Source organism: Vibrio anguillarum (assembly GCF_003390515.1).
Classification (GTDB): domain Bacteria; phylum Pseudomonadota; class Gammaproteobacteria; order Enterobacterales; family Vibrionaceae; genus Vibrio; species Vibrio anguillarum.
Genome location: NZ_CP031479.1, coordinates 2,366,347 through 2,380,972 on the forward strand (window position 1 = coordinate 2,366,347; position 14,626 = coordinate 2,380,972).

The following is a 14,626-nucleotide window of genomic DNA, read 5'->3' on the forward strand; positions in this document are numbered from 1 at the left end:
TAAAAGAAAACTGAATACATACCAATTTCACCTCGTGATTTCGAACGCATTATAAAGGAATTCTTTTTGTGACGTAACACCAAAAGCAACCGTTTGCGTCATTTTTTTGTCAAATTTGAAATACAGCCACATTAGCGTGGTCGCCGACACTTTTTCATCCGTTTTTGATCTGAAACTTTGCCAATATGGCCGCCTTTGATATAAAGGCAGTAATTGATGTAAGAGATCGCTCATAAATGCCAAAGTATTATCTGATTCAGCTTCATCGCTCATTGTCCATTTTCCTACTCACTCTTTTTGTCGTCGGTTGCCAAATCGATTCAGATCCTAAAAGCGAGCTTGACCATATTCGTGAACGTGGCGTATTGCGAGTGGGTACGTTGAACAATCAACTCTCCTACTACATTGGCCCAGATGGCCCGGCAGGGCTGGACTACGAACTAGCACGCGAATTTGCCAATCAGCTTGGGGTTAAACTAGAGATGAAACCCGCTTATCGGTTGTCTAGTCTCTTTCCTGCACTGAAAAATGGGGAAATCGACGTTGTTGCAGCAGGGTTAAGTCAATCGAATCAACGCTTGAATGAGTTCAGAACAGGGCCCGCTTATTACTATGTCAGCCAACAAGTCGTCTATAAGAAAGGCAACTGGCGTCCAAGAAATTTAAAACAATTACTGGAAAAACAACCGGAACTGATTGCTGGTCATGAAGGTGACAGCGTTTTTTCTATCGTGAATGAATCCCACTTTGAAAATACGCTCAGCGACATTAAACAGATCTACCCAGAGTTTCAGTACAATGTGAATAATAACGCCGACGTTAACGACCTTTTAAAACAGGTTTCGAATGGCGAACTGCTATTTACCATGGCTGATTCGGTCGAAGTCTCGCTGTCGCAGCGAATCTACCCTGACTTAGCCGTCGCCTTTGAATTAACTGAAGATCAGCCTATCGCTTGGTATATGCGTCGTTCTGAAGATGAAAGCTTATACGCCTTGATGATTGAGTTTTTTGGCAACCTTAAACAATCTGGTCAATTAGCGGCCTTGGAAGAGAAATATATTGGTCACGTGGGCACGTTTGATTATGTCGATACGCGCGCCTTTATTAGAGCACTCGATGTCCGCTTACCAAAATGGGCCCCTCTTTTCCAACAATATTCTGACGAGTTTGATTGGCGATTGATTGCCGCCTTAGCTTATCAAGAGTCTCACTGGAATCCATTAGCTAAATCCCCCACCGGGGTCCGCGGTATGATGATGTTGACTCTCCCTACGGCAAGAAGTGTTGGTGTCGCCAATCGACTCGATCCGGAACAATCGATTCGTGGTGGTGTCGAATACCTGCGTCGGATGGTACAGCGTATACCAGACTCCATCCCAGAACATGAGAAAATTTGGTTTGCTCTCGCTTCCTATAACGTCGGCTATGGGCATATGATGGATGCAAGACGCTTAACCAAGCAACAAGGTGCGAACCCTGATTCATGGACTGAAGTCAAAGAACGCCTCCCTCAACTGAGACAAAAGAAATACTTCAGCCAGACTCGATATGGCTACGCGCGAGGTGACGAAGCCAAGGCCTACGTTGAAAATATTCGTCGCTATTATCAAAGTATTATTGGCCATGTTGATCAACAAAAGCAGATAGACAATAGTTCAGGTACTGATGATTTGGTTGTGATCAGTATTGAGGAGGAGGAGGCCGCGTTAGAAGCTATGGAATCGGCCGATGAGGCGCAGGATAATCAGTATCTCGACCCCATAGCTCAATAAGCATAATAATAGCTAAATCTTCCACGTTGAACGAAAATTGCACACTTGATTTCCAAGTGTGCAGCCCATACATCAAAACGTGAAAAAGATCGTTTCCTAAGTTTCATATTATGGTAACAATCCTGCACTATAAAGGCAGATTAAGATTGTCATAAGGCACCCTAAACCATTAGGGATCATTGTCAAAACTCAGCAGTAGGAGGTTGTTTATGCTTAAACGTAAAAAGCTATCAAAACACCTTAATAAAACGGTGGCAGCGAACCGTCGTAAGCGTATGTTATCCAATAATAAAAAGAAAATTATCTGGCGTAACCGTGCGTTTATGCAATTAATCTCTGCTTAACCTTCAGCGGCAAACATCTACTCAAAGTGGATGTTTGCTAAAACCCATCACTCTGTTGCTTATTCCGCTGTTTTTCCGCCTGTATCTCTGCGCGTCTTCGTCTAAAAAAAGATTGCAGTTGCTCCCGACACTCCTCTTCTAACAATCCTTTATCGACCGTCGCGTAATGATAGGAGGCTTGGCTTTCAAATAAATTCAGCACCGTACCGGCCGCCCCAGCTTTGAGATCTGGAGCGCCAAAGACAATCCTTTTGACTCGGCTATGCAGCAGTGCGCCTGCGCACATTGGACAAGGCTCCAAAGTGACGTATAAGGTAGTATCAAGCAAACGATAATTTTGTAACTGTTGACCTGCTTGACGCAGAGCCTGAATTTCAGCGTGCGCTGTCGCATCATGTTGACCAATAGAGGCATTCCAACCTTCAGCAATTATTTCGCCATCTTTAACAAGCACAGCGCCCACAGGCACTTCACCTGCTTGTTCTGCAAGATTGGCAAGCGCGATGGCTCGGCGCATAAACTTTTGATCTTGAACGGTAAACTGTGTATTCATATATCCTATTTTCTCTTTCACTAGCCTTTGCCGTTAGCGGACGATAGCCGTTCTGCCAGAAAATCCACCAGCAGCCTAACTTTTGAGGACAAATGGCGATTTTGTGGGTATAAGGCCCATACACCTTCACGATCATCTCGGTACTGATGTAGCACTTCTTGCAACTTACCCGAGAGCAAATACGGCTCTACATAATAGTCGGGCAATTGTGCGATTCCAATCCCTTGCAACGCGGCATTCAATAACGCCACACCGCTGTTGCATTTAATTTTTCCTTTAACACCGATTTCACGAGAGCGTTGCTGATCCTTAAATCGCCAATAGTTCATAGTGCCTTGTAAACATTGGTGATGAACCAACTCTGACAATGAATAGGGAGTGCCATATTTCACCAAATAGTCAGGGCTAGCGCAGACAAACAGTTGTCGGTTGGATAACTTTTTGCCAATAAAACTCGAATCATCTAACTGCCCTAATCGTACGGCGACATCAATTCCTTCCGCAATCAGATCCAATTTTTGGTTAGTGAGTATCAGTTCCAACTCCAATTGAGGATGTAACTGTAAAAACTCATGCAGCAAAGGCGCGACTTTCTGCTCACCATAAGTCACCGGAGCGGTCACTTTCAGTAAACCTGACGGCGTTTGCTGCATCTGCGTGACAGCAAGATCAGCCTGCGCTAAGCCTTCAACCAATTGCCGACACTGATGATAATAGAGTTGACCCGCTTCGGTCAGGGAGACTCGCCGCGTGGTACGTTGCAACAACTTTACCGCCAAGCGCTCTTCTAATAGCGCAATACGTCGACTGACATTCGCCACTGATGTCGATAGTTTGTGCGCTGCTGCGGTAAAACTTCCAGTTTCAGCCACCGCAACAAATTCATGAATGCCTTCCCAACTCGCCATCTTAATTATTACTGATAAGTAAAAGTGATTCTTATTTTAGACCGATTATCAAATTTCAAGAAGGGAATATACTGTCACTCTCCCCAACTCACTTGAAACTTCAAGTAATGTGCAAAGGAAAATCTTATGTCATCACATCAATTCATTAAATCTCGCGCGGCGATTGCGTGGGGGCCAAATCAACCACTAAAAGTCGAGGAGGTTGACGTTATGTTGCCCCAAAAAGGCGAAGTGTTGGTGCGTATTATTGCGAGCGGCGTTTGTCATACCGATGCCTTTACGCTATCTGGTGAAGACCCTGAAGGGATTTTTCCGGTTATCCTCGGCCACGAAGGCGGCGGTATCGTTGAGCGGATTGGTGAAGGGGTAACCAGCGTCGAGGTAGGAGATCATGTCATTCCCTTGTACACCGCAGAGTGTGGTGAATGCAAATTCTGTAAATCAGGTAAAACTAACCTGTGCCAAGCAGTACGTGAAACGCAAGGAAAAGGATTAATGCCTGATGGAACTACACGTTTCTATAAAGACGGCCAACCCATTTTCCATTATATGGGTTGCTCCACCTTTTCTGAGTATACCGTGTTGCCAGAAATTTCCTTGGCTAAGGTCAATAAAGCGGCGCCATTAGAAGAGGTCTGCTTGCTCGGTTGTGGTGTCACAACGGGCATGGGCGCGGTGCTTAATACGGCCAAAGTTAAACAAGGTGATACTGTGGCCATCTTTGGCCTAGGCGGCATCGGGCTTTCCGCCATTATTGGCGCAAGAATGGCCGGTGCCAGCCGTATTATTGGCATTGATATCAATGAGAGTAAGTTTGAGCTTGCTACTCAGCTTGGTGCAACGGACTGCCTGAACCCGAAAACTCTGACTAAGCCAATCCAAGAAGTGATTATTGAGATGACTGATGGCGGTGTTGATTTTTCTTTTGAGTGCATCGGTAACGTCAATGTAATGCGCCAAGCGTTAGAATGCTGCCATAAAGGCTGGGGAGAATCGGTCATTATTGGTGTGGCTGGCGCGGGCCAAGAAATATCAACTCGCCCTTTCCAATTAGTGACGGGCAGAGTATGGCGTGGTAGTGCATTTGGCGGCGTAAAAGGCCGCTCGGAACTGCCACACATTGTCGAGCGCTATCTGGCGGGCGAATTTGGTTTGCAAGAGTTTATTACCCATACCATGGGTTTAGAGGATATAAACCAAGCCTTTGATTTAATGCATAAAGGCGAAAGTATTCGTTCTGTGATTCATTTTGACCAATAAGCCTTAATAGCCAGCCCTTTTTTCTTAAAGGGCTGGGTGGGGAAACTTGCTATGCACATTGAAAACATTAGCCAAGCCAAAGTATTTGAAGGCTGGCATAAACAGTACACGCATTCATCACAAGTACTAGGGTGCAGTATGCGTTTTGCTATTTATCTTCCACCTCAAGTGGCCTATCAATCGGTTCCGGTGTTGTATTGGTTATCCGGCTTAACATGCAGCGATGAAAACTTCATGCAAAAAGCTGGCGCATTTCAAAGCGCGGCTAAGCTCGGTATCGCGATTGTTGCCGCCGATACCAGCCCAAGAGGTGAAGGTGTTCCTGACGACCCGCAAGGAGCGTATGATTTTGGCCTTGGCGCAGGATTTTACCTCAACGCAACTCAAGCGCCTTGGGATAAGCACTACCAAATGTACAGCTACATTGTGCAAGAACTTCCAGCCTTAATAGAGCAACATTTTCCCGTAAACCAACAGCGAGCGATTGCAGGACACAGTATGGGTGGCCATGGTGCATTAACCATCGGATTGAAAAACCCTCAACGCTATCGCTCGATTTCAGCCTTTAGCCCGATAAGCAACCCAATACACTGCCCTTGGGGGCAAAAAGCATTTCGCCACTACCTTGGTAATAACCAGCAAGATTGGAAACAATACGATGCGGTTGAATTGCTCACCACTCACTCATCATCCTTACCCATTTTGGTTGACCAAGGAGAGGAAGACCCGTTTTTACACGAACAGCTTAAACCTGAACGCTTACTCGCCGCTGCACAAGCGAGCAATAGCCCACTCTCGTTAAGAATGCATAAAGGTTATGATCACAGTTATTTTTTCATTCAAAGTTTCATTGATGATCACTTAGCATTTCACGCGCAACATCTGCACAAATGAGATTGAAAAAGCCCGCGATACACTCGCGGGCTTTTAATTCAGACTCGATAAATAACGTTAACGCTACAAGCTGTATGTGTAAGGCGCTTGCACCCCTAGCGGAATACCAAAAGCCCAGTAAGCGAGCAGGAACAGCGTCCAACCAATCAGCATCGCAATGGAGAAAGGCATCATCATTGAAGCCAAGGTGCCAATGCCCGTCGATTTTACATAACGTTGGCAATACACCACGACTAATGGGAAGAAGACCATCAGTGGAGAGATAATGTTAGAAACCGAATCGCCCACGCGGTAAGCCGCTTGCGATAGCTCGGGAGAAATCCCTACCGCCATCAGCATAGGTACCAGAATTGGACCAATCAATGCCCATTTTGCCGAGGCCGAACCCACCAGCAAATTAACGCTAGCCGTGAGTAAAATCATCCCCACAATCGTTGCTTGGCCGGGTAAGTCCATCGCTTTTAGGCCTTCGGCACCATACAATGCCAACATAGTACCAATATTAGATTGACCAAACGCTGATAGGAACTGAGCACAGAAGAACGACATCACTATGTATGCGCCCATCGTAGCCATGGTGCCAGACATCGCTTTTATCACGTCATTACTGTTTTTAAAGGTGCCAGCCACTCGGCCATACACAATTCCCGGAATAATAAACAAGATAAAAATCAAAGGAACGATCGACTTCATCACTGGAGCAGAAAAGGCCGTTAGCTCACCATCAGGCGAACGCAGTGCTGAGTTTTCTGGGATCAAAGCCGCTACTAGTAATGCAATACCTACCACCATTGCCCAGCCAGCAAAACGAAATGCCCTCGATTCCGTTGCGCTGAATGTTCCTAGATCAGGCGCTATTTCCGCATCTTCATCGACAGGCATATTCGCTAGACGAGGTTCAATAATTTTCTCAGTCACATACCAACCAATCGCGACGATGATCACCGAAGATAAACCCGTGAAGAAAATGTTCGCCAGCGGATTCACTATGTATTGAGGATCCAAAATTTGTGCGGCGGTTTGTGTAAAACCAGCGAGCAAAGGATCAATACCAGAAGGGATAAAGTTCGCTGAAAAGCCACCAGAAACACCAGCAAATGCGGCTGCAATACCGGCCAGTGGATGACGCCCTGCCGCATGGAAAATAATCCCACCCAGAGGAATAACCAATACATAACCAGCATCAGCAGCCGTATGCGACACTATCGCCACCAAAATCAGCATCGGTGTTAGTAGTTTCGCTGGCGTGAAATTTAGCATTTTCTTAAGGCCTGTAGTGATAAACCCTGAAGAATCAGCCACTCCCACACCGAGCATGGCAACCAGCACGATACCTAGCGGCGCAAAACTGGTGAATGTGGTCACCATATTGGCTAGAAAACTCGCGAGCGCTTTACCTGTCAGTAGGTTATTCACCTGCAATGCTTCACCCGTTCGAGGGTTGGTCAAATCAAATGTCACATTCGATAACAGTGCCGATGAAACCCAAACAATAATCAATGCCCAGAAGAACAAAATCGCAGGGTCAGGAATTTTATTTCCTGCACGTTCAATAAAATTTAAAAAGCGATCCATACCGCTCGGCTTCGGAAATGGTGCTTGTTTTACGACTTGATTACTCATTCGTAACTCCATATGTGATGTTGCTGCTGTAGGCCTATATCAATTTATTTAGCCGACCTATTAATCGTCGGTTATTCTATAAAAAAGCCTCAACCAAAGCACAAGCTTCTACAGTTTTTTACAAAAACGGGGACATGTTTTGCAAAAACAGCATTCCGCCACAACAATCCAAACACATTCTTATGCTCTTTTTTCCTACAAATCAGTAACCAATTTGCAAAATCAAATATTTCATTTTTATATAAGCATCGAGACGCTAATCAAACTCACTGAACTGCGAAATCATGGTTTTCAGCTCAACCGACTGCTTATTTCCCTGACGATCATGCCAATAGGACTCGATATAAATGGTTTTCAGTGAGCCCGATAAAGAGACCGTTGGTACTGACCAACTGAGTGTATAAAAGGGATGTGAGTGATCTTGTCCGTTGACAATATCACTATCAAAATTCGCTGGCGTGAGAGTAGAAATCGCGGCAGAAGCGCCACGGCTACGAAACCATTCCAACTTTTGTTCGGCCAAATGTAGTGCTTCGATACTATGAACGGCAAAATCCGCCTTTTGCTCAACCAACACTTGTAATTTGACCAAACCCAGTGCCCCAACACCAATTAGAACAAACGATATCATTACTTCTATTAGGCTAAATCCTTGCTGCTTAGAGATCATTCCATGAACCTTTTTGCCATCTAGGTGGAACCGAAAAGGAAAAGCTGTTTTCAATATCACTGTTATATTGCAAACGTAGCGAGTTATAAAATAGTGCTATCTGACCTTGGGTATCAAAGGCCATTCCTCCGGTAAATTGAAAAGATCCCGACTGTGAGTAGGTAGCGTGCTTTGGCGTCAAGGTGGTAGCGCTGCCGTACAATGTTTTTATCGGTGCATCAAAATTAGCATTGAGATCCGCGATGAGTTCAGTATCAAATCCATTCCAATTTGCCGTATCAGCGGCAAATCCACTGTTAAAATGAAAGAGCACCCCTTGAATGCTGCCACTCCCTCGAATCCCTAACACGCCATTATGCACCAGCAAAAAAAGGTAAGTTCCAGGATGAGCATTTTGTATGGTGGACATTGTATCAATCGATGCTTGGTTAAGTTGACAACTGCCATCAATCCATACTTGATTCGGCTGACCAAGAACCAAAGCACCTTTAAATTTCGAAACACAATCAACATCACCACTGGTCATTGTGTAACTCAAGAACTTAAATTCAGTATCGTCGCGTGCTTTTTCCCATTCTCCCCGTTCGTAACCAAAGAGATCTTTAAATGGGTTTAGCGTTTCATCTCGGTAAATATCATTTTTGACATCGACTGCTTCATAAAGACCGCTACTATTTTTCCAAATACCGCTTTGTGAACTACTGTTCGTTTTATGCGTCGGCGCGCAATCGGCACTATTGTCAAAAACAGCGCTTGGTTTTTGAATAGCACTCCCAACACCATTATTTGTCACTCCCGCCGTAGCAATAACATATTTAGCAACGGCGATAGCCGCGCATTCATATTTCCCATCACTATTTTTGGGCCCGGGATCTGGTGGAGAAATAAGTGTAGAGCCAAACACTATTAAGTCTGAAGTAGAACGAATGGCTCCTGGACTTCTCCCACGTTGAAACAGAATGTTCTTTTTCAACGTCGTCATTTGATACTGGGACATAAGTGTACTGGCGTTAGTAGGGTCTGCAGAGAGGTACGTTAACTCTAAATCGACACACAAGGTATTGAGGTTATTGGGAATTGAACTATTTTTATTGTTCACAATATGGCTATAACCACACTCAAGCCCCCCTTCTGCTCGCCAATGCTGTTGCCTCGCTTGCACCTCATTTTGTGCTCGTTTGATCTGAAAAAAGAGTGAACGGTAGGAGCCTAATGCCACCACTAAAGCGAGCACCAACAAAAGCGTGGTGATCAATAACGTTACAGCGCCTTGCTGAGCTTGCTTCATTACTGCCAATTCCTTTGTTTTATTGCCACTCCAAATGATGTTGATACACGGCTATCCCCCACCAACTCTGCTGCCATAGAGATCGTCATGTAGGCTGAGCTCACACCATTCGCTGCTAATGATGCTCGCTGGGCTTGAAAATGAGTCACATTAATCTGGTTAGTATCAAAAATAGCAGAGCAACCAGCCGTCGCTTGGGAAACGGTTTTAGCCCCTGAAATCACAGACGTCGGCCTGTCACAGACACCCAACGCGCCAGAAGTCATGACAAACCCAACATTTCTGATCTGTTTCGTTACCCCCGTATCATCAAGGTAGGCATACGCGAGCGTTGATTGGTCGGCCGAAACAAAAACGATATCATCGCTATCCAATAACGTGAGTGAGTTACCATGACCGCCATCATAACCTGCACGTTGAATATCTTGTTTGAGGTATTGCAGCGCGCCCGTCACTTGTTGCAGTAGCAGTAGCTCCTTGCCTCTTTCGGTCGCTACCTTCTGCCCAGTGATGAATACAGAGCCGATAATGGCTATCGCAATCAAGCCAAGCATGGATGCCACCATGAACTCAATTAACGTTGCCCCCATCTGCTTGGTTTCAGCGATATGAGCTTTATAGGTATGCTTTTTTGCTCTCGGTATGTTAGCTGCACTGCTTAAAACCAAAATAGTCTCCTCCATTACCACATAGGCGCATTCGTCCTGAAGGTCTATAGGTCGTGAATTTGAGTGCACCTTGGTGTGTTGAAAAATCAAGGCTCCCATTTACAGCTCGGCCATTAATGGCTTCAAAATGGATCTGATTTGACGGGTAATTCACCCCCAATTCAATATTTCGATAAGGTTGCCCCGATAGCGATGAAATCACTTGCCCCCCGGGATAGGTTCCTGAATTAGTCAGCACGATTTGCCATTCACCTTGGCTATTAACCGAACCCGACATGACAATATGTGCCCATAGCGGCTGCTTTCTCATTACTGCTTCCGAACGGGCGCTCATCATCAAGCCATTAATCTCACCCGCTAAACGTTGCATCTTTTGCGTATCACTGACTTGTTTGAAATTGGGAGCCGCTATCGTGAGTAAAATAGACAAAACGGAAACCGTGATAAGCAGCTCAAGTAAAGTAAACCCGCGAGCCATTTCCCAAATTCCTATGTAATTAAAATATGAAACAAAATTCACCTTGCGCGAATGCTATCACCTAATAAAAATAGCGGGTAAATCAACAAGGAACTCCACGTGATGATTCGAAATTCTAAATGCAACAACCACAACCGGCGGTCGTTCGGGATGACATTGATCGAATTATTGATTGCGGTTGTGATTATTGGCGTACTGTCTGCAATCGCTTATCCAAGTTATACCAAGCACGTTTTAAAAGGGCACCGAACCACCGCTCTCGCCGATATGGGGAGAATTCAACTGGAACTGGAGCATCACTACGATAAGGGTTATGACTGGAGCGGAATCATTTCAGGGGGAAATTGCGTCATCTGTGAAAGCGATGCTGAACGCTATCAGTTTTCAGTCGCCAGCTCCGCAACCAGTAGCTACACCATCACCGCGACGGCGCAGAGCACCAGAGGCCAAGACAAGGATGAGTGCCTTACAAGCGATAAGGTCATGACATTGAAATCAACCAACGAATCAGCCCCAAGCGCATGTTGGAAATAGAACACCACAAAGGTTCAGTTTGTGAGGGGAGGACAAAGTCATCCTGTATCAGGAACGAATAAGGCCTGCATTGCAGGCCTTATTGGATAGATAATAATTCAACAGTGAATTAGCTGGTTAAATCATCGAAGAACTTTTTCACGCCATTAAAGAAACCTTCCGATTTAGGCTTATGCTTATTTGCCGCTTCACCACCGCAAGTTTCTTCAAATTCACGTAATAGTTCTTTTTGACGCGCGCTCAGTTTCACTGGTGTTTCAACCACGAGTTTGACAACCAAATCACCGATCGCCCCACCGCGTACGCCTTTCACACCTTTACCACGCATACGGAACATGCGCCCTGTTTGCGTCTCTTCTGGCACTTTCAAGTTTACACGACCATCGAGTGTTGGAACTTCAACTTCACCGCCAAGTGCCGCCATAGCAAAACTTACAGGGACTTCACAGTATAAGTTGTTGCCATCACGTTCAAAAATGTGGTGCTCTTTGACGTGAACTTGTACGTACAAATCCCCCGCTGGAGCGCCCATTTCTCCCGCTTCACCTTCGCCAGATAAACGAATGCGATCGCCCGTATCCACACCGGCTGGAATTTTAACATTAAGCGTTTTGGTTTTTTGCTTACGCCCCTGTCCGTGACACACGTTACATGGGTCTTTAATGATCTTACCTTTACCATGGCAAGTCGGACAGGTTTGCTGTACAGCGAAAAATCCTTGGCGCATCTGTACTTGGCCGTGACCATGACAGGTTCCACACGTTTGCGCAGACGAGCCTTTCTTCGCGCCAGTACCTTCACAAGAATCACAATGGACCAGTGTTGGCACTTCAATCTCTTTCGAACAACCACGAACGGCCTCTTCTAAAGACAGTTCCATGTTGTAACGCAAGTCAGCACCACGTTGTGCACGCGCTTGACCACCGCCCCGGCGACCACCACCGAAAATGTCACCAAAGACATCACCGAAGATATCGCCAAAATCAGCACTGCCGCCACCAAAGCCGCCACCGCCCATTCCGCCTTGTTCAAAAGCAGCATGACCGTACTGATCATAAGCCGCTTTCTTTTGCGAATCGGTTAAAATTTCATACGCTTCTTTTACTTCTTTAAACTTGTCCGAAGCGCTGTCATCCCCTTGGTTTCTATCAGGGTGAAACTTCATTGCTAGGCGCTTGTACGCCTTTTTAATATCGCGCTCAGAGGCATCTCGGCCTACGCCTAATACTTCGTAAAAATCACGTTTTGACATCTTCTTCGTCACCAATTTGTTACCGCAAACGACACGCTGCCGCTTGGTGTTTATATCGACCTAACTAATGGCTCTAGATTCTAGTGAATTCAAACTAAAAAGACACTGTTAGTTAGATGGACACCAATGAGTTTTCATTAATTACAGACATACGGGCGTAAGAGTTACCCCAAACGCCCGCATAATACCGTTGATTTCATTCTTCTCTTAGAGAAGTTAGGGTGGGTTAAACTCGCGAGCCACCCAACCCTAGCCCTCCCCGCTTAAAAGGAGGGAACTCAATCAATTACTTTTTGTCTTCTTTGACTTCTTCAAACTCAGCGTCAACGACATCGTCTTCTGCAGACTGTTGTTGGCCTTCACCCGCTTGTTGTGCTTGAGCTTTTTGCTGAGCGATCTCCATCAGTTTTTGAGCAGCAGCCATAAGCGCTTGAACTTTAGCGTCGATCGCTTCTTTGTCTTCACCTTTCTTCGCTTCTTCAAGCTCAGTAATGGCCGCTTCAATCTTCACTTTATCGTCAGCAGGAAGAGCATCACCCGCTTCTTCAATTTGCTTACGAGTACCGTGAATCATTTGGTCCGCTTGGTTACGTGCTGTCGCTAACTCTTCGAACTTTTTGTCCGCTTCTTTGTTTGCTTCAGCTTCTTGGACCATTTTCTCGATTTCAGCATCGCTCAAACCGCCAGACGCTTGGATAGTGATCTTCTGCTCTTTGCCTGTTTGTTTATCTTTCGCAGACACGTGCAAGATACCATCCGCATCCAAGTCAAACACAACTTCAATTTGTGGCATGCCACGTGGTGCAGCTTGAATACCTTCTAGGTTAAATTGACCTAGCGATTTGTTGTACATGGCTTGCTTACGCTCACCTTGTAGAACATGGATCGTTACTGCGTTTTGGTTGTCTTCAGCGGTAGAGAATACTTGATTCGCTTTAGTTGGAATCGTTGTGTTTTTCTCAACCAACTTAGTCATCACGCCACCCATTGTCTCGATACCGAGAGACAGAGGCGTTACGTCAAGTAGCAGTACGTCTTTTACTTCACCTGCAAGCACACCACCTTGAATGGCCGCACCAACAGCAACCGCTTCATCTGGGTTAACATCTTTACGCGCTTCTTTGCCAAAGAATTCAGCCACTTTCTTCTGAACCATAGGCATACGAGTCTGACCACCCACTAGGATAACGTCAGTGATGTCGCCGACAGACAAGTCTGCATCAGCCAGCGCCACTTTTAGTGGCTCAAGCGAACGCTGAACAAGGTCTTCGACTAGAGATTCTAGTTTCGCACGTGTCACTTTCACGTTCATGTGCTTAGGACCAGCAGCATCAGCGGTGATGTAAGGCAAGTTCACATCTGTTTGTTGCGCTGATGACAACTCAATCTTCGCTTTTTCTGCGGCTTCTTTTAGACGCTGCATCGCAAGTGGATCAGTTTTTAGGTTGATGCCTTGCTCTTTTTTAAACTCATCAACGAGATAGTTGATCATGCGGTTATCAAAGTCTTCACCACCAAGGTGTGTGTCACCGTTAGTTGCTAGAACTTCGAATGTTTTCTCGCCTTCAACTTCATCGATCTCGATGATTGAAATATCAAATGTACCACCACCAAGGTCATATACCGCGATAACGCGATCGCCACCTTGTTTGTCCAAACCATAAGCAAGTGCAGCCGCTGTTGGTTCGTTGATGATACGTTTTACTTCAAGGCCTGCAATACGACCTGCATCTTTCGTTGCTTGACGTTGTGCATCGTTAAAGTATGCAGGAACCGTAATAACGGCACCAGTAACTGGCTCACCAAGAAAATCTTCAGCTGTTTTCTTCATTTTCTTCAGAACTTCAGCTGAAACTTGAGGAGCGGCCATTTTTTGGCCTCTTGCTTCAACCCAAGCATCGCCATTATCAGCCTTCACGATTTTGTAAGGCATGATTTCAATATCACGTTGAACTTCTTCGTCTTCAAAACGACGACCGATCAAACGCTTAATTGCAAATAGCGTATTGGTTGGGTTTGTTACCGCTTGACGTTTTGCAGGCTGACCTACTAGCGTCTCACCATCTGTATATGCAATTACCGATGCGGTTGTACGTTCACCTTCAGCGTTTTCAATAACGCGAGGTTTGTCGCCATCTAAAACAGCAACACAAGAGTTAGTAGTACCTAAGTCAATACCAATGATTTTACCCATCAGGCTATCTCCAAATAAATTCTATTTTTGTTTTATGCTACCCCCTATGTGGGGGAGGGAGAACAGGGTTTCAACCCTTACTCACAAACTAAACAAGGATGTTCGTTTCTCGTATGCCCAATAAATAAGGTCACTCAGCACCTTTTCAAGGGCAAAATTGAAAAAAGTTATGATATTTCGACTAA

The 14,626-nt window shown here is 45.4% G+C and carries 14 protein-coding genes; 5 read left to right on the top strand and 9 right to left on the bottom strand.

Annotated features, from left to right (window positions below; translation table 11 throughout):
* Nucleotides 1-236: 236 nt before the first annotated feature.
* The gene (gene mltF / locus DD616_RS14110; RefSeq protein ID WP_094166380.1) at nt 237-1,775 is read left to right on the top strand and encodes a membrane-bound lytic murein transglycosylase MltF; all 1,539 of its coding nucleotides are present in this window, start codon (nt 237-239) and stop codon (nt 1,773-1,775) included.
* Nucleotides 1,776-1,984: 209 nt separating this feature from the next.
* The gene (locus DD616_RS17440) at nt 1,985-2,119 is read left to right on the top strand and encodes a hypothetical protein (protein WP_254917022.1); all 135 of its coding nucleotides are present in this window, start codon (nt 1,985-1,987) and stop codon (nt 2,117-2,119) included.
* 37 nt (nt 2,120-2,156) lie between these two features.
* Here DD616_RS17440 and tadA read toward each other — a convergent pair whose 3' ends face one another.
* Both tadA and DD616_RS14120 read right to left on the bottom strand, forming a co-directional pair.
* On the bottom strand, nt 2,157-2,672 hold the full coding sequence (gene tadA / locus DD616_RS14115) for a tRNA adenosine(34) deaminase TadA (RefSeq protein ID WP_181185585.1): 516 nt from the start codon (nt 2,670-2,672) through the stop codon (nt 2,157-2,159).
* A 20-nt stretch (nt 2,673-2,692) separates the two neighbouring features.
* Nucleotides 2,693-3,580, bottom strand: a complete 888-nt coding sequence (locus DD616_RS14120; protein ID WP_208871824.1) for a LysR family transcriptional regulator — start codon at nt 3,578-3,580, stop codon at nt 2,693-2,695.
* Between the two features lie 126 nt (nt 3,581-3,706).
* On the opposite strand from DD616_RS14120, the gene DD616_RS14125 reads away from it, so the two are divergent.
* Together DD616_RS14125 and fghA are read left to right on the top strand one after the other, a co-directional pair.
* On the top strand, nt 3,707-4,840 hold the full coding sequence (locus DD616_RS14125) for an S-(hydroxymethyl)glutathione dehydrogenase/class III alcohol dehydrogenase (RefSeq protein ID WP_017045590.1): 1,134 nt from the start codon (nt 3,707-3,709) through the stop codon (nt 4,838-4,840).
* A gap of 51 nt (nt 4,841-4,891) precedes the next feature.
* Nucleotides 4,892-5,734, top strand: coding sequence for an S-formylglutathione hydrolase (fghA, locus tag DD616_RS14130; protein WP_208871825.1), 843 nt, complete (start codon nt 4,892-4,894; stop codon nt 5,732-5,734).
* A gap of 63 nt (nt 5,735-5,797) precedes the next feature.
* On the opposite strand, the gene DD616_RS14135 is transcribed toward fghA, so the two are convergent.
* The 5 genes from DD616_RS14135 to DD616_RS14155 form a co-directional block, all read right to left on the bottom strand.
* Nucleotides 5,798-7,357, bottom strand: coding sequence for an AbgT family transporter (locus DD616_RS14135; RefSeq protein ID WP_017045592.1), 1,560 nt, complete (start codon nt 7,355-7,357; stop codon nt 5,798-5,800).
* Between the two features lie 256 nt (nt 7,358-7,613).
* Nucleotides 7,614-8,027, bottom strand: a complete 414-nt coding sequence (locus DD616_RS14140) for a type IV pilus modification PilV family protein (protein WP_017045593.1) — start codon at nt 8,025-8,027, stop codon at nt 7,614-7,616.
* Nucleotides 8,017-9,324 carry a hypothetical protein gene (locus DD616_RS14145; RefSeq protein WP_208871826.1) on the bottom strand — a complete coding sequence of 436 codons (1,308 nt, stop codon included), beginning with the start codon at nt 9,322-9,324 and terminating at the stop codon, nt 8,017-8,019. The genes DD616_RS14140 and DD616_RS14145 overlap by 11 nt, the downstream gene beginning before the upstream one ends.
* Complete coding sequence (locus DD616_RS14150; RefSeq protein WP_208871827.1) at nt 9,315-9,983, bottom strand: PilW family protein; 669 nt, start codon at nt 9,981-9,983, stop codon at nt 9,315-9,317. The genes DD616_RS14145 and DD616_RS14150 overlap by 10 nt, the downstream gene beginning before the upstream one ends.
* On the bottom strand, nt 9,961-10,461 hold the full coding sequence (locus DD616_RS14155) for a GspH/FimT family pseudopilin (RefSeq protein ID WP_017043370.1): 501 nt from the start codon (nt 10,459-10,461) through the stop codon (nt 9,961-9,963). The genes DD616_RS14150 and DD616_RS14155 overlap by 23 nt, the downstream gene beginning before the upstream one ends.
* A 102-nt stretch (nt 10,462-10,563) precedes the next feature.
* Between DD616_RS14155 and DD616_RS14160 the strand changes: the two genes are divergently transcribed.
* On the top strand, nt 10,564-10,995 hold the full coding sequence (locus DD616_RS14160; protein ID WP_026028109.1) for a type IV pilin protein: 432 nt from the start codon (nt 10,564-10,566) through the stop codon (nt 10,993-10,995).
* Nucleotides 10,996-11,104: 109 nt separating this feature from the next.
* Here DD616_RS14160 and dnaJ read toward each other — a convergent pair whose 3' ends face one another.
* On the bottom strand, nt 11,105-12,247 hold the full coding sequence (gene dnaJ / locus DD616_RS14165; RefSeq protein ID WP_026027474.1) for a molecular chaperone DnaJ: 1,143 nt from the start codon (nt 12,245-12,247) through the stop codon (nt 11,105-11,107).
* A gap of 286 nt (nt 12,248-12,533) precedes the next feature.
* Nucleotides 12,534-14,441 (bottom strand): molecular chaperone DnaK, encoded by a 1,908-nt coding sequence (gene dnaK, locus DD616_RS14170; RefSeq protein WP_013857431.1) that lies wholly within the window; start codon nt 14,439-14,441, stop codon nt 12,534-12,536.
* Nucleotides 14,442-14,626: the final 185 nt, after the last annotated feature.

Bases quoted from the DNA above. Each gene is read 5' to 3' on its own strand.
- DD616_RS14120 (WP_208871824.1), bottom strand. From the start codon at position 3,580: ATGGCGAGTTGGGAAGGCATTCATGAATTTGTTGCGGTGGCTGAAACT.
- tadA (WP_181185585.1), bottom strand. From the start codon at position 2,672: ATGAATACACAGTTTACCGTTCAAGATCAAAAGTTTATGCGCCGAGCC.
- dnaK (WP_013857431.1), bottom strand. From the start codon at position 14,441: ATGGGTAAAATCATTGGTATTGACTTAGGTACTACTAACTCTTGTGTT.
- mltF (WP_094166380.1), top strand. From the start codon at position 237: ATGCCAAAGTATTATCTGATTCAGCTTCATCGCTCATTGTCCATTTTC.
- dnaJ (WP_026027474.1), bottom strand. From the start codon at position 12,247: ATGTCAAAACGTGATTTTTACGAAGTATTAGGCGTAGGCCGAGATGCC.
- DD616_RS14140 (WP_017045593.1), bottom strand. From the start codon at position 8,027: ATGATCTCTAAGCAGCAAGGATTTAGCCTAATAGAAGTAATGATATCG.
- DD616_RS14155 (WP_017043370.1), bottom strand. From the start codon at position 10,461: ATGGCTCGCGGGTTTACTTTACTTGAGCTGCTTATCACGGTTTCCGTT.
- DD616_RS14135 (WP_017045592.1), bottom strand. From the start codon at position 7,357: ATGAGTAATCAAGTCGTAAAACAAGCACCATTTCCGAAGCCGAGCGGT.
- DD616_RS14160 (WP_026028109.1), top strand. From the start codon at position 10,564: ATGATTCGAAATTCTAAATGCAACAACCACAACCGGCGGTCGTTCGGG.
- DD616_RS14125 (WP_017045590.1), top strand. From the start codon at position 3,707: ATGTCATCACATCAATTCATTAAATCTCGCGCGGCGATTGCGTGGGGG.
- fghA (WP_208871825.1), top strand. From the start codon at position 4,892: ATGCACATTGAAAACATTAGCCAAGCCAAAGTATTTGAAGGCTGGCAT.
- DD616_RS17440 (WP_254917022.1), top strand. From the start codon at position 1,985: ATGCTTAAACGTAAAAAGCTATCAAAACACCTTAATAAAACGGTGGCA.